This window comes from Shewanella youngdeokensis (genome assembly GCF_033180165.1).
Taxonomy (GTDB): domain Bacteria; phylum Pseudomonadota; class Gammaproteobacteria; order Enterobacterales; family Shewanellaceae; genus Shewanella; species Shewanella youngdeokensis.
The window spans coordinates 3,062,975-3,076,134 of record NZ_CP136522.1 but is presented as its reverse complement, the minus strand read 5'-3'; the positions used below and the strand labels follow the sequence as shown (position 1 = coordinate 3,076,134).

Here is a 13,160-nt window from a genome sequence, read left to right as displayed (position 1 = left end):
AAAGGCGCTTAAGGCGCCTTTTTTTTATGCGGAAATGAGTATTACTGTAACAGTAGGGGGGCCACTTTAATTGATGAGGGGAACCGCTAAATACTCAAGTCATTGTCATTGGATTAGTTACATGCTGTCTTCTAGTCCACCGAGCGATTCCACAACGGTATTGACCAAAGCGATTAATTCGCTGCTCATTAAGGCAAAGTCGGCATCTAAACGTGCCATTGGGTCTTCAGTGCCTAGGTCATCATTACCGGCTCTAAACTCTTCAGAAAATTTTAAGCGCTTTAAGGTTGCGTCAGATTGTAAAATAAATGCAACTGACTGACTGTAATGTAATGCTAATTTATGCACCTGCTTACCGACTTCGATGTGTGCTAAGACTTCATCTTCAGACAGGTCTTGCTGTTTAAAGCGGACAATACCACCATCATCAGCGTTGCTTTTTAGCTCTGCTTCGTCTTGCATATCAAAGTCGGCTGGAGTTTTGCCATCTTTTAACCATTCCGTTAGCTGCTCTTCAATTGGAGTTTTAAAGCTCATTGGAATAATCGGCAGCGTGCCAAGGGCTTTACGCAATAATGCCATTAACTCTTCAGATTTTGCTGCACTTGAGCTGTCCACTAAGATCATTTGGATTTCAGGCAGTATTAATGCGCGAATTTGGCTGCGACGAGAAAACGCTCTTGGCAATAGCGTCGTGGTTATTTCATCTTTTAATGAGTCTTTCTCTTTTTTAGTCAGTTTGCGGTTATCTTCAGCTTCAAGTTGCAATACTTTATCTTCTAATGCTTCTTTAATGACTTGAGAAGGTAAAATTTTCTCTTCTTTTGTCGCACTAATTAAGTGCCTGTCAGCGGCGGTATGTACCAAGGTATCGCCGTGCTTACCTAGTGCTTTAGAGAAACCAAACTTGCTAATATCTTGGCTGGAGCAAGGAGAGAAGGTGAAGTCTTCCAGTGATTTTTCCATTGATTCAGTATCAACAGAGAAAGGCTTGTTAAAGCGGTATACAGTTAGATTTTTAAACCACATAGATAAGTGCTCAGTCAAAATTAAAGCCGCAGTGTAAGCGATTGTGGGGTTCGGGTAAACCGCCTTTCAAGGTTGTGCTGCAGTATGCTTGTCATAATTCATGAAACTGTCACATTTGCATCATTTCTGCTGAAAGCCTTGTTTTTAGGGGGTTGCTTATTTAGATAAGGGTTATTTCTTGGTTACTAAAGCTGAACCAATTAAAACTGAAATAAAAGTGTAACAAACATCGTTCATTATGACGCCGTCCAAGTCAATAACTAAACCAATAACCAAGACGAATGAATGTCGAAAGGATTAAACGATGAACGTTTTTTGTAAGAGTCTACTAACTTCAGCACTGGTAACGACAACGCTTAGTTCTGCTTATGCAGCAGACCCAATAACCGTTTATGGTAAATTAAATATTACTGCGCAGTCTAATGATGAAGATGGTGAACAAACAACAACGATTCAATCTAATGCTTCTCGTTTGGGTGTAAAGGGAGCTTTTGAATTAAAACATAACTTAGAAGCCTTTTATACCGTTGAGTATGAAGTTGCAACCGGTGATGACGACAAAGAAAACTTTAAAGCGCGTAACCAAATTGTGGGCTTAAAAGGAAGCTTTGGTTCAGTGGCTATTGGCCGTAACGACACCATGGTTAAGAAAGCTCAAGGTAAGATGGATTACTTTAATGAATACTCAGGCGATTTGAAAAATTTATTTAAAGGTGAAAACCGCCCAGAGCAAACGGCGGAGTATGTTACCCCTTCATTCAACCATTTTAGAGTCGGTGTAACATACGCGGCTGAAGGCTCAGCGTCACAATATGGTCAAAATGGTTATAGCCTTGCCGCAATGTACGGCGATGCCAAATTTAAGAAATCACCGGTTTATATTTCAGTTGCCTATGATTCTGCTGTAAAAGGCTACGATGTATTACAGGCCACAGTGCAAGGTAAAATTGCCAATTTAAGATTAGCGGCAATGTACCAACAGCAAGAAGAGACCTTTGATAGCGACGGTAACGCTATTGAAGATAGCGAAACAAAGAAAGGTTACCTTTTAAGTGCGTCTTACGCCATTGATGATGTTTTGCTAAAAGGACAGTATCAAGAGCTAGAAGATAAAGGTGATTCATGGTCAGTAGGGGCAGATTATAAGTTGGGTAAGCCAACAATGTTATTTGCTTTTTACACCAGCCGCTCGTTAGAAGGCTTTGAAAGTAGTGACAAATATATCGGCCTCGGTTTAGAACATAAGTTCTAAGTCAACGGGAACTGAAAAAAAGGAGGCTTAGCCTCCTTTTTGCTTTTTATAATCAGCGCTATGACTAACTTTATGAGAATAGATTGATTAATTATGGCAAAATATCAGTCGTTTAATATTAATGTAATAAAACTGACCAATAATAGATTCGTAGAAATTCACTGACAGAAGATCGATTATGACTGCAAGGATATTGATAGTTGAAGATGAGTTAGCGATCCGCGAGATGTTAACTTTCGTGCTAGAACAACACGGCTTTATTACAAGTGGGGCTGAAGACTACGAGTCAGCACTTGATATGTTAACTGAGCCTTATCCTGATCTTGTTTTGCTTGATTGGATGTTCCCTGGTGGGAGCGGGATCCAACTGGCAAAACGACTGCGCGAAGATGAGTTTACGCGCCATATCCCTATAATTATGCTAACTGCACGTGGTGAAGAGGAAGATAAAGTGCGCGGCCTTGAAGTGGGCGCGGATGACTTTATAACTAAACCTTTTTCACCTAAAGAGCTGGTGGCACGTATTAAGGCGGTTATGCGTCGTGCAGCGCCAACTTGTCTCGAAGACCCAATAACGGTACAAGGTTTACAACTCGATCCTGTAAGCCACCGTGTTACTGTTGGAGAGCAGGCTTTAGATATGGGGCCAACGGAGTTCCGTTTATTGCATTTCTTTATGACACACCCAGAACGTGTATACAGCCGCGAACAATTGCTTGATAACGTTTGGGGTACCAATGTTTATGTTGAAGATAGAACGGTAGATGTCCATATAAGGCGCTTGCGTAAAGCGGTGACAGAAACTGGGCATGATCGTCTTATTCAAACGGTTCGAGGGGCAGGTTATCGTTTTTCAACCAAACTTTAACCTTACATTTAATAAGTTCTAGGTAGCTCTTGCGCTACCCTAGACTTCGCTTTCCCATATGGTCGTTCTATGTTTGATTCATATTCTGGGTATCGACTCATTTCTCGATTGATAGCTTTTCTGCTGCTTTGTTTAGTTGCAGGCTTACTCGTCGATGAAGTTTTTTGGATACTGATCCTCGGTTGTATCGGTTTGCTTGTGTGGCATTATCGGCAATTATCACGGCTAAACTATTGGTTATGGCATGACCGTCGTTTAACGCCTCCAAACGGTAGTGGTAGTTGGGAAGGGGTGTTTAATGGTATTTATCGTTTACAAGGGAAAAACCGTAAACGTATATCGCAATTAGCGTTTTTATTAGGGCGATTCCGCCAAGGTGCAGAAGCTTTGCCTGATGCGGCCGTCGTATTGAATTCGGATCACAGCATACTGTGGTGTAATAAATTAGCGCAGTTGTTATTAGGTTTTGTATGGCCGCAAGATAATGGCCAGAGAATTGACAACCTGATTCGGCATCCTGATTTTTCTAACTATCTAAAAGGTGGGGAATACCAAGAACCATTAGAGTTACCCTCGCCATTATCTGAAGGACGGTTACTCGAAATCCGCATAATGGGGTATGGCTCAGGCCAATTACTACTGATAGCAAGAGATATTACCCGAGTGCGCCAGCTTGAAGGAATGCGTAAAGAGTTTGTAGCTAATGTCTCACATGAGTTAAAAACGCCATTAACTGTATTACAAGGTTATTTGGAGGTGATGCAATCAATGGCCGAGCCAGATAACCCTAATATTAGAGCCATGGAGCAAATGCAGCAACAGACCAACCGGATGCGTTCAATGGTTGAGCAGTTATTAGTGTTGTCAAGAATAGAAGATGCTGATGATTTAGAGCTGAATGTTAAAGTGAACATGGCGCTAATGATGGACATTTTACGCGAAGAGGCAATGGCACTAGCACAAGAGCAATATCAAGTGACACTATATTGTGAGCCAGGGCTCAATATGTTTGGTCATGAGCTTCAACTCAGAAGTGCTTGCTCTAATCTGATCTCTAATGCGATTAGGTATACTGAACCCGGCGGCAGCATTGAGATCAGTTGGCGTAAGGTTGCTGCTGGTGGAGAGTTTTGTGTTATTGATAGTGGTGAAGGAATTGCAACCCAGCATATTAGTCGTTTAACTGAGCGTTTTTATCGGGTAGATAGCGCTCGGTCAAGGCAAAGTGGCGGTACTGGCTTAGGCTTAGCAATCACTAAACATGCATTGAATCATCACCAGAGCGAGCTACAGATTGCCAGTGAGTTAGGTAAAGGTAGTCGATTTAGTTTTGTGATCCCAGCAAACCTGATTGAGTATAAGCAACCCACTCCGAATTGATAAGCGGCAAAGTGACACCCTCTATAACAAAAACAGGCATTTGCCTGTTTTTGTTTTTTTACAGTAATCCACCATAAATCCTGCCTTGTCATCTAAGTGTCATTTAATAGTAATAGACTTGTCATCATAGAAGTGAATACTGACAACGTCTTAAGAAACCACGATATTTAAACACTGGAGCAAAGAATGAAATTGAATCAACTTGTCGGGGCGTTAAGTTTAACTGCGGCGACTGTATTTTCTGCGGCATCCATGGCAGCAATCGACCAGTCTTTACCGACTTATGAAAAAACAAGTGGTGTGTCAGGTAACTTATCTTCAGTTGGTTCCGATACGTTGGCTAACATGATGACGTTATGGGCAGAAGACTTTAAACAGCTTTATCCTAACGTTAATATTCAAATTCAAGCTGCGGGTTCTTCAACTGCGCCGCCAGCATTAACAGAAGGTACATCTCAGTTTGGACCGATGAGTCGTAAAATGAAGCCTAACGAAGTTGAGGCTTTCGAAAAGCATTATGGCTACCAGCCAACGGCTATTCGAGTCGCAATTGATGCGTTAGCTGTTTTTGTTCATAAGGACAACCCAATCAAGGGTATGAGCATGGAGCAGATCGATGGGATCTTCTCTTCTACAAACAAATGTGGTGGCAACGACATTACACGTTGGGGTGATGTTGGCCTTGACGGCAGCTGGACAGGCCGTGACGTACAGTTATACGGACGTAATTCGGTATCGGGTACCTACGGTTACTTTAAAAAGAAAGCACTGTGTAAAGGTGATTTTAAAGCTAACGTGAACGAGCAACCTGGTTCAGCTTCAGTGGTTCAGTCTGTATCTCAGTCACTTAATGCGATTGGTTATTCGGGCATTGGCTATAAAACCGCAGGCGTAAAAGCTGTTGCCGTTTCTAAAAAGGGCACTAATTACGTAGCTGCAACCGCTGAAAATGCCGCAAGTGGTAAGTACCCATTATCACGTTACTTGTATGTTTATATCAATAAGCATCCAAACAAAGCGCTTTCACCAATGGACCGTGAGTTCATTCGCTATATCTTGTCTCAGCAAGGCCAACAAATTGTTGAAAAAGATGGTTATGTTGCCTTACCACTTAATGTGATTAAGAAAGACTTAAAGAAAGCGGGCATAAGCCTTTAAGATTTTAGTTATAAATGATCAACTTTTAAGTTGATGGTTGCAAAGTGAACAATCCAGTACTCGCCCTGTGTACTGGATTTTTTGTTTAGGGGTGAAATCTTTTAGTGGGTTGAGCAGCATTTTAAGCCGCTATAATTAAAAACCGAGCACAAGGCTCGGTTTTTCAGTATTAACAAACGGTGATTACTGTCTTGCTAATCGTTGATTGGGAGCAGGGTTTTCAAAGTCACTGCGGTACGGGTTGATATCAAGGCCGCCCCGCCGGGTATAACGAGCATAAACAGTTAATTTTGCACATTGGCAATAGCGCTTTAAGTCGACAAAAATTCGCTCAATACACTGTTCATGAAACTCATTATGCTGCCTAAAAGAGATTAAATAGCGCAGCAGTTTTTCACGATTGATTCGTGGCCCTTGGTAGCGGATCATTACGCTGCCCCAATCCGGCTGAGAGGTAATTAAACAGTTTGATTTGAGCAAATTAGACGTTAACGTTTCAGCCACCATCACTTTGTCGTCAATACTGTCGTTTAAAATGTCAGAGTTGAAGCTATAGTCATCGACTTCAATGTCTAAATCATCAATACAAGTGCCTGGTAACTCAACTACTCGCTGTTGATTGAAGTGTTTAGGTTCAACCACTTTAACGCCTACTTCGCCTTTAGCGCATTCGCTTAAATCTTTAGTTAGCGTGGCCTGCACCGTTTGTACATTTTCAAATCGAGTTTGGTTAAAGCTGTTTAAATATAGCTTGAATGATTTAGACTCAATCAGATTTTGGCTGTTGAAAGCTAGGTTAAATTCAGCAATAGCCACCATAGGTTTGCCTTTGGCATTTAGCCATGAGAGCTCATAACCAGTCCAAATATCACAACCGTGAAAAGGTAATTCATTTGTTAGGCCAATTGCATCACGGTTTAATTTACGTGGCACGCCCTGTAGTAACGAAGCATCGTACTGTTCTTGATATCCTGTTGACTTTCCTAATGTTAGTTCTGAAAGTTCAGGTGCATCACTATAGGGATCATGATGTTGTGTCATCAATACGGTTTCCATGTCAAAATAGGCTTTTATTATAACTGATTTTGGGATCGGCTTAAGTGACTTCTTTACCTGCGCTGGATATTTTTTTAAAGGACTATCAACAAGCCTATATTGATATGCTAGGCGAACACCCTCGCTATTTTGCTCAGCAGCAAGCCTCTGAGTGTATTTTGGGCGATGTAGACGTTGAAACCGACGATGCACTGCAGTGGCAAGCGGTTAAGCGAGTGCAACCGGGCACATTTGATAATGTTGAACATGCGCTTGAATTATCTTTACACCCCGATTTAAGCACCTTTTATGGTTCCTACTTTGCTGCGCCGTTGATGTTTGACTCGCGGTGGGGAACGGGTGAGTTGCTGCAAGTATGGAGTGCAACTGATTTTGACTATCTGCAGCAGAACATTATTGGTCATCTGATGATGAAAAAGAAGTTAAAACAAGAACCGACCTGGTTTGTTGGCGTGTTGGATGATGAAGATAAAATGATCACAGTTAATAATACTGATGGTTCGGTTTGGATAGAAATACCGGGCAAAGTTCAAAGTCATAAACTGGCCGATTCGCTCAATAGTTTTATCAGCGAGCTCAGCACTCGAGTCGCTCCTCCGGTATTGCTGGTGGATGAACCACTGCCGGAAATGGACCATCCTGGGATCTGGCAAAGAATGAAAATCATGTGGCGTAATTTACTTGGTAAATAACCTGCAGCAACACTGATATTAAATGCAAAAAGGTCGATATGCGTACTGTATATCGACCTTTTAAGTTTAACAAGTTAAAGGTGATCCCAAGAAATATTTGAGACAATACGGCAAGGTTCACAGCGGAAGTGGAACATATCTAACAATGGTTCATCTAATAGCCAGTTGTTGCTACCACACTTTGGGCAACAGCGTTGCTTTTCATTTTCCAGGCTTTCACCGCCAACGCGGTACAGGTAGTAATAGGTGGGGATTTTAGTGAGAAACTCGACTCGTCCTCTTAAGTCCCAACCGCGCCTAAAAAGATCACTCTTATGGCTGGTAAGCTCTGCGAGTGCTGCAAACTCAGCTTTAGTCGCTGCCGCCATTTGCAGCTCATCACAAGCCTGCCACTCGGTTTGCCAACGGATCATCCGTTTATGGTCGCCATTGGCTGTTGCTGGAACTTTATAAAGCGGTATGGGCTGCAGTGTGTCACCGTTTCTTAGTGGTGAACACATGTGCACATAACTTGTATAAAGCAGCTGCCAACTTGGAGTGTCTTGACTTGAAACCTCTGAATTAATGTCTTGGCCGATATACTTCTCACGAGGGGCAAGTAATTTAGCACAGGTTAATTCGGTGAGTGCTTGGTTGACCCAAGGACTGTTAAAGCGTTGAGCGAAGCTACTTTTCTCTGGGGTGATTAACCGCACCTTAAACTCACCATCATTAAAAGCGACTGCAAACTCACGACCCAGTATTTGACCATTAGCGCGATACGCTTCTAATAAGCCATTAATGGCTTTTTCTGCCGCGCTAATTGTTGTGTTATCGAAGCATTCGAATCTTAATTCAATTACATGCATTATTGGCTGGCTCCATTTTGCTCAATTGAGGTTGATTCAAGCTGAGCGAGTCGTTTATCCATGCTGAGCAATTGTTTTTTGAGCATAGTAATATTTTTTTCTAATTCGGCAATTTTAAGCTGTTCGGCGTTTGCAAGTTGAGGTTCAAGCTCTGGCGCCTCTTTAGCGCTGTTATTGATTGAGTCTCGGTCTGTTGAAGACATAGTCTTGTACTGCTGCAACCCCTGAATTAGTACCGGCAAAGGCACACTGACACCTAATTTTGTTTTAATTAATGCCAAAGTGGGTGTTCTACCTTCATCGCTGAGTTGTTTTGCGGCACGGAGAACTTGGTCTAGAGGGCTCATCGTTGGCTAAATTCCTTACTGCTTTAGTCTATTTGGTTAATTTTAAAATCGTCATTTTTATATAAGTGCTTATAAGTATTGAGTTTTTATTGTGGTATGAACTTTGCTTGGTTAGTGTTAAGTAACATCAATATTAATGAAGGAAGTTAATGTGAACAATAATCTAATCAGTTTAGCGTTTTTTGGGATGGCAAGCATAGGGTTAAGTGGCTGCATGATCAATGTTGATGATGGTCATTCTAGTTGGGAGAGCAGTGATAAATGGCAACAAACCCAACAAAGCAATAGAGAAAAGTTATCAATGCTGTCGCTTGGAATGTCAAAAGAGCAAGTGATCACATTGATGGGAACTGCCGATTTCAATGAAGCATTTATTGAAGATGGTAAAGAGGTACATGTACTGTTTTATCGAACACAGCGTATGAAAGGCGATGGTAAAACAACAAAAGATGAATGCACTTCTTTGGTAATTAGAGAAAATGCCTTAGTTGGCTGGGGCGATAAAGCTTACACCTTAATCTAATTGTGTATTGAAATGAGGCTTTGATATAGAGGTTTAAATAGCCCTATTTAGGCATCTATGTCAAAGCCTACCTTTAAGGCATTTGAAAAAACATGCAGCGCTACTGCATGGCAGTGCTGAGTTGATGTATCTGATTTTGCTCTATCATGCTCCAGATAGTATTTTGTTAGTGGCCGATTTGAGCAAGTTCTATACCTAAATTGATGACTAAGCAAAATTGATTAATAATTGCACTTTCTCACAAGCTTGTTACATTGGTGTTAAATTAAGTGGTTCAAGGAATGACCCAATGGAAAAACAAGCTATGGAAGCTTGCAAAGCAGTGTATTTAACAGCTGAAGATTTACGAATAGCTGCCTCAATTATCTACAATGCATATCACGATGACCCATTTTTAATTGATGCACTACATTGTGACGATACATTGCAATATGAACAAAAATTGCGTGGAGCAATACGAGAAGAGCTCAATGAGCTTTGGCAGCAAGAGCAGGGATTAATTGGGCTGTTTTTAGGTAAGCGATTAGTGGGTGTGGCCTGTATCGCGACTCAACAAGTTCCGCTGGGTGAAGCTCGATATTGGCATTGGCGTATGAAAATGCTAATTAGTGCAGGCTGGAAATCAACCCAAGCCTGGATGAAAAAAGAGCATCAGATTATTGAGAGTTTACCAAGCAACCATTTCGCGATATTACAATTCATTGCAATTTCAACCAATGAGCAAGGTAAGGGTTACGGTAGCGAGCTGGTCAAAACAGTATTAAGCTGGTGTGATGAGCAACCTGATCTCGATGGTGTTGGTGTTTTTGTAAGTGATCCGCTCCACCGCGTTTTATTTTCAACTCAAGGCTTCGATAAACTAGAGGAGTTAGCGATTGGAAGCGTGACAGGTGAGTTAATGCTTTATCGAGGCCGACAAAATGGCTAAACGCTTCAAAAGTTTTGCTCAATTTTATCCGTTTTATCTCTCGCAGCATCAAAACTTAACATGCCGAGTACTCCATTATGCTGGGAGCCTGTTGATTATTGTTGTGGCGATTTTCATTCTCTTAACTCAGCAATGGCTGATGCTTTGGTGGTTGCCTGTTATAGGGTACAGCTTTGCTTGGGTTGGGCATTTTATATTTGAGAAAAATAAACCAGCAACATTTCAGTATCCTGTTTATAGTCTAATGGCTGACTGGGTTATGTTATTCCGCGCAATTTTTAGGAAAAATTATCGAGAGTGAATCAAGGCTGTAAAATTTACTAGTGACTTAGATTTTTAGTCATTTTGGTCAATGGCCCGATTTAATGTAAGAGATCTCTTACAATTTCGTGAGATATTAGGGTGGCAATTTACATTTTTTTAGCTTTTTTTTACTCTTTTGTAATTTAAACAATGATTTAGCTGCTCTGGTTGAGTGTTGGTAATGTGAGTTCTTGTTGCGAAAATGTTTTGCTTGCAGGTTTTTATTGGATTTTAACCTATTATTACATTGTGCAAGGAGCATGGTGGAATGGATTCACAGATCAGGATGATCTAAAGAGTGACGAAGGATTCGCACTCAACATGGATAGGGCAAGGACGAGGCTTTCAAGGATTGATTGCCAGAGCGACCAAGGAGTGGGTAGGCTTTCCAGGATGGATAGCTAAACTACCTAGTTTACCTAGGGATAGTTTTGAACGGACTCTCAAGGATGATATTGGACACGCTTAGGATGAGCAAGCTTGGTATATGGATTACTGAGTTACAAGGACGAGTGTCGAAAGATACAAGGAAAAAGGATACAAGGATTGTGCAGGGAGCAAAGTTACGCATGGATGGTGCAAGGAGCATAAAATAGCAGGATGAGCTTACAAAGAAACAGCAAAAGCGCGTTCCCGAGAGGGGCGCGCTTTTTCTCTGTGTTTTAATAAAATACTAGCTATGGTTTACCGTTAGCATCAACGCACCATAATGCGTTTACTTACAGCCACCAGAGTTGCATTTACTTTTTGCTCGTCCGCCACAGCCACCCCCGACTGAACCTTTAGACTCTGGAGCATCATGCCATTCAGGTTCTGGAAAAATAGGCCATTGTACTTTTTTGATTTTTTTACCGTGCATCCATAAGTTGCCCCGGTACTGATTAATACCGTCGGTGCTGAATTCAAACAAATATTTCACTTTCCAGGTAAACCCAGTACTACCGCCTAAACTTGGTTTTGCTGTTTCTTGAGCGATAGCAAGTAGTTGTACTTTCTGTTTTTGGCATTCTTTAGTTGCGAAAATACGGCTCATTTCAGCCATTTGTCGTAACTGCCAGAAAAAGGCGGCAATCACCACAACAGCAACTATGAGTAAAAAATCTGTCATCATGCTTTCATTACCTTGAATAAACCGCCAATAGCGGCAGCGAGTTTATCGCTTCGATTAGGGTTTCGCAATTGAGTGAGCAGTTGAGTGCGAATAAATGGAATTGCTACAATATCAGCAAAGATCTGGTTAAAGAAGTGTTGTTCTTGTTTTGCAAGGCCTTCTAGATAGATATTTAGCGTTGTTTCGTCTTTTAATGCTGTCCAATTTCTAGCTGCAATAGTAATTAACATGTCAGCTGTTAATGCATCATTGGCTGCAAGGTGCGCAATGGCTTGTTGGCTTTGCTCTGGCTTAGAGGCTAACGCTCTTAGCAGGTAGGCTTGGTTGTCAGTCGAAGCGCCCTTAAACTTTGCAAGAAGAACATCGGCTAAGTTATTATCAATCGTCATATGCTCTAGGCACTGGCACATGGCAATTTGCACTTCAGTGGCAGCGCGCTCAAAACTGTTATTGATATGGATTTGGTGATCCAATTCTTTTGCCCTAACGCAAATATCTGCAATACCTTGCATACCGATATTTTGCCAGTTTTCTGGCGCACATTGCCCAGATAAATACTGATAAGCAAATTCATATTGGCTAGAGGCTTTTTCACCAAGTTGCTTACGCACTAATGCGTTAAATACAGCCAATTTTTCTTGTGTTGGCTTAAAATTAAACGGGTGGTTTGCCAGTTGTTCTTGCTGTTGTTCTGTCAGTGGTTGGGTTGGATCCCTGCCTAATGCTTCGATGATCATTTTGATAAATTGCAGGCGAGGAGCGGGTGAAAGTAAACCGCGCTCATCGAGGGCTAATTTGATAAACCAAATGTAATGTTGCTGGCTTGCATCCCAAAATACAATAGCAAACTGAGCATGGCCTTGAATGGGGGATGGGTACGGAGTCAGCAACTCTTCAATCTGGTGAAAAGCCATCATATCGATATGTTGTACTCTACGGCCCATATCATAAACTTGGAATTGGGTTTTAGCTGTTTTAAGAAATTGGCTAAGGGTCGTTATTTCAGTCATATCGTTATCAAGTCAGTTTTAATTAGCGCACATTATAGGGATAACTGAGGCTAGATGGTATGATCGGAAGCGAAATATCATTTAGTAATTTAAAATTATTTTTGGGCCGCAGCGTGTTGAACTTAAGGCGCGTGGGTTGATGCTAAATTACGTGTGACGATTTTTGCAATCAAGTCGTATTCCGTTTAACTCCAGCATCATCTATCTCGACACTCTTGACCTGTTTGCAACTATGACGATTAAAATGAATTGACTCTTCGGGGTTTTTCTTTTGAAGTTTAAGTCTAGGTGATATTGAATATTTCAGCATTAGGAGCATGAATTTGTTAACCCAATTGACTCGAAAGAAGCTAATTAACTTACAAGATGAACTCGTTCGTACACAACTATGGAGCGATATTGCACCTTCGCAAAGTGCATTGCAAAGCCGTGCTCCATTTGCTTGCGATACATTGCGGTTTGAGCAGTGGTTACAATTTATTTTTATCCCTAAAATGCATTATTTACTGGATAACAGCATCGCGTTACCCACGGCAATCGCTGTTGCCCCTATGGCGGAGCAAGTATGGGCGGATACGCCTAAATTTTGTTGTATTACCAATATTCTCAAAGAATTAGACGAGCTATTAAGTGAAACAAAGTAAACCAGAATTAA

At 41.4% G+C, this 13,160-nt stretch carries 15 protein-coding genes; 9 read left to right on the top strand and 6 right to left on the bottom strand.

All coding sequences use genetic code 11. The annotated features are described in order from the left end of the window. Nucleotides 1-117: 117 nt before the first annotated feature. The gene (gene rdgC / locus RGE70_RS13095; RefSeq protein WP_310471890.1) at nt 118-1,029 is read right to left on the bottom strand and encodes a recombination-associated protein RdgC; all 912 of its coding nucleotides are present in this window, start codon (nt 1,027-1,029) and stop codon (nt 118-120) included. A 304-nt stretch (nt 1,030-1,333) separates the two neighbouring features. On the opposite strand from rdgC, the gene RGE70_RS13090 reads away from it, so the two are divergent. The 4 genes from RGE70_RS13090 to RGE70_RS13075 all read left to right on the top strand — a co-directional run bounded on the left by RGE70_RS13090 (nt 1,334) and on the right by RGE70_RS13075 (nt 5,687). Further along, the gene (locus tag RGE70_RS13090; RefSeq protein WP_310471889.1) at nt 1,334-2,281 is read left to right on the top strand and encodes a porin; all 948 of its coding nucleotides are present in this window, start codon (nt 1,334-1,336) and stop codon (nt 2,279-2,281) included. A gap of 178 nt (nt 2,282-2,459) precedes the next feature. Next, nucleotides 2,460-3,149 (top strand): phosphate regulon transcriptional regulator PhoB, encoded by a 690-nt coding sequence (gene phoB / locus RGE70_RS13085; protein WP_310471888.1) that lies wholly within the window; start codon nt 2,460-2,462, stop codon nt 3,147-3,149. A 69-nt stretch (nt 3,150-3,218) separates the two neighbouring features. Further along, on the top strand, nt 3,219-4,529 hold the full coding sequence (gene phoR / locus RGE70_RS13080; protein ID WP_310471887.1) for a phosphate regulon sensor histidine kinase PhoR: 1,311 nt from the start codon (nt 3,219-3,221) through the stop codon (nt 4,527-4,529). A gap of 186 nt (nt 4,530-4,715) precedes the next feature. Beyond that, nucleotides 4,716-5,687, top strand: coding sequence for a PstS family phosphate ABC transporter substrate-binding protein (locus RGE70_RS13075; RefSeq protein WP_310471886.1), 972 nt, complete (start codon nt 4,716-4,718; stop codon nt 5,685-5,687). Between the two features lie 183 nt (nt 5,688-5,870). Here the strand turns inward: RGE70_RS13075 and queF are convergent, their stop codons facing one another. Further along, a complete protein-coding gene (gene queF, locus RGE70_RS13070; RefSeq protein WP_310471885.1) occupies nt 5,871-6,728 on the bottom strand; it encodes an NADPH-dependent 7-cyano-7-deazaguanine reductase QueF in 858 nt (285 codons plus the stop codon). 59 nt (nt 6,729-6,787) lie between these two features. Between queF and syd the strand changes: the two genes are divergently transcribed. Continuing rightward, a complete protein-coding gene (syd, locus tag RGE70_RS13065; RefSeq protein WP_310471884.1) occupies nt 6,788-7,435 on the top strand; it encodes a SecY-interacting protein in 648 nt (215 codons plus the stop codon). A gap of 74 nt (nt 7,436-7,509) precedes the next feature. Here syd and RGE70_RS13060 read toward each other — a convergent pair whose 3' ends face one another. Together RGE70_RS13060 and RGE70_RS13055 are read right to left on the bottom strand one after the other, a co-directional pair. Further along, complete coding sequence (locus tag RGE70_RS13060) at nt 7,510-8,283, bottom strand: Zn-ribbon-containing protein (RefSeq protein ID WP_310471883.1); 774 nt, start codon at nt 8,281-8,283, stop codon at nt 7,510-7,512. After that, nucleotides 8,283-8,630, bottom strand: a complete 348-nt coding sequence (locus tag RGE70_RS13055) for a hypothetical protein (RefSeq protein ID WP_310471882.1) — start codon at nt 8,628-8,630, stop codon at nt 8,283-8,285. The genes RGE70_RS13060 and RGE70_RS13055 overlap by 1 nt, the downstream gene beginning before the upstream one ends. Before the next feature lie 136 nt (nt 8,631-8,766). On the opposite strand from RGE70_RS13055, the gene RGE70_RS13050 reads away from it, so the two are divergent. The 3 genes from RGE70_RS13050 (at nt 8,767) to RGE70_RS13040 (ending at nt 10,382) form a co-directional block, all read left to right on the top strand. After that, nucleotides 8,767-9,153, top strand: coding sequence for a DUF3192 domain-containing protein (locus RGE70_RS13050; protein ID WP_310471881.1), 387 nt, complete (start codon nt 8,767-8,769; stop codon nt 9,151-9,153). Between the two features lie 289 nt (nt 9,154-9,442). Continuing rightward, nucleotides 9,443-10,081 carry a GNAT family N-acetyltransferase gene (locus RGE70_RS13045; RefSeq protein ID WP_310471880.1) on the top strand — a complete coding sequence of 213 codons (639 nt, stop codon included), beginning with the start codon at nt 9,443-9,445 and terminating at the stop codon, nt 10,079-10,081. Continuing rightward, on the top strand, nt 10,074-10,382 hold the full coding sequence (locus RGE70_RS13040) for an Mpo1-like protein (protein WP_310471879.1): 309 nt from the start codon (nt 10,074-10,076) through the stop codon (nt 10,380-10,382). The genes RGE70_RS13045 and RGE70_RS13040 overlap by 8 nt, the downstream gene beginning before the upstream one ends. Before the next feature lie 717 nt (nt 10,383-11,099). Here the strand turns inward: RGE70_RS13040 and RGE70_RS13035 are convergent. Next, nucleotides 11,100-11,495 carry a DUF3301 domain-containing protein gene (locus RGE70_RS13035; protein ID WP_310471878.1) on the bottom strand — a complete coding sequence of 132 codons (396 nt, stop codon included), beginning with the start codon at nt 11,493-11,495 and terminating at the stop codon, nt 11,100-11,102. Continuing rightward, a complete protein-coding gene (locus tag RGE70_RS13030) occupies nt 11,492-12,505 on the bottom strand; it encodes a DUF3549 family protein (protein ID WP_310471877.1) in 1,014 nt (337 codons plus the stop codon). Before RGE70_RS13030 ends, RGE70_RS13035 begins: the two co-directional genes overlap by 4 nt. Nucleotides 12,506-12,822: 317 nt before the next feature. Between RGE70_RS13030 and RGE70_RS13025 the strand changes: the two genes are divergently transcribed. Next, on the top strand, nt 12,823-13,149 hold the full coding sequence (locus RGE70_RS13025; RefSeq protein WP_310471876.1) for a YqcC family protein: 327 nt from the start codon (nt 12,823-12,825) through the stop codon (nt 13,147-13,149). Nucleotides 13,150-13,160 lie beyond the last annotated feature (11 nt).

Bases quoted from the DNA above. Each gene is read 5' to 3' on its own strand.
- rdgC (WP_310471890.1), bottom strand. From the start codon at position 1,029: ATGTGGTTTAAAAATCTAACTGTATACCGCTTTAACAAGCCTTTCTCT.
- RGE70_RS13090 (WP_310471889.1), top strand. From the start codon at position 1,334: ATGAACGTTTTTTGTAAGAGTCTACTAACTTCAGCACTGGTAACGACA.
- phoB (WP_310471888.1), top strand. From the start codon at position 2,460: ATGACTGCAAGGATATTGATAGTTGAAGATGAGTTAGCGATCCGCGAG.
- phoR (WP_310471887.1), top strand. From the start codon at position 3,219: ATGTTTGATTCATATTCTGGGTATCGACTCATTTCTCGATTGATAGCT.
- RGE70_RS13075 (WP_310471886.1), top strand. From the start codon at position 4,716: ATGAAATTGAATCAACTTGTCGGGGCGTTAAGTTTAACTGCGGCGACT.
- queF (WP_310471885.1), bottom strand. From the start codon at position 6,728: ATGACACAACATCATGATCCCTATAGTGATGCACCTGAACTTTCAGAA.
- RGE70_RS13060 (WP_310471883.1), bottom strand. From the start codon at position 8,283: ATGCATGTAATTGAATTAAGATTCGAATGCTTCGATAACACAACAATT.
- RGE70_RS13055 (WP_310471882.1), bottom strand. From the start codon at position 8,630: ATGAGCCCTCTAGACCAAGTTCTCCGTGCCGCAAAACAACTCAGCGAT.
- RGE70_RS13050 (WP_310471881.1), top strand. From the start codon at position 8,767: ATGAAGGAAGTTAATGTGAACAATAATCTAATCAGTTTAGCGTTTTTT.
- RGE70_RS13045 (WP_310471880.1), top strand. From the start codon at position 9,443: ATGGAAAAACAAGCTATGGAAGCTTGCAAAGCAGTGTATTTAACAGCT.
- RGE70_RS13040 (WP_310471879.1), top strand. From the start codon at position 10,074: ATGGCTAAACGCTTCAAAAGTTTTGCTCAATTTTATCCGTTTTATCTC.
- RGE70_RS13035 (WP_310471878.1), bottom strand. From the start codon at position 11,495: ATGATGACAGATTTTTTACTCATAGTTGCTGTTGTGGTGATTGCCGCC.
- RGE70_RS13030 (WP_310471877.1), bottom strand. From the start codon at position 12,505: ATGACTGAAATAACGACCCTTAGCCAATTTCTTAAAACAGCTAAAACC.
- RGE70_RS13025 (WP_310471876.1), top strand. From the start codon at position 12,823: ATGAATTTGTTAACCCAATTGACTCGAAAGAAGCTAATTAACTTACAA.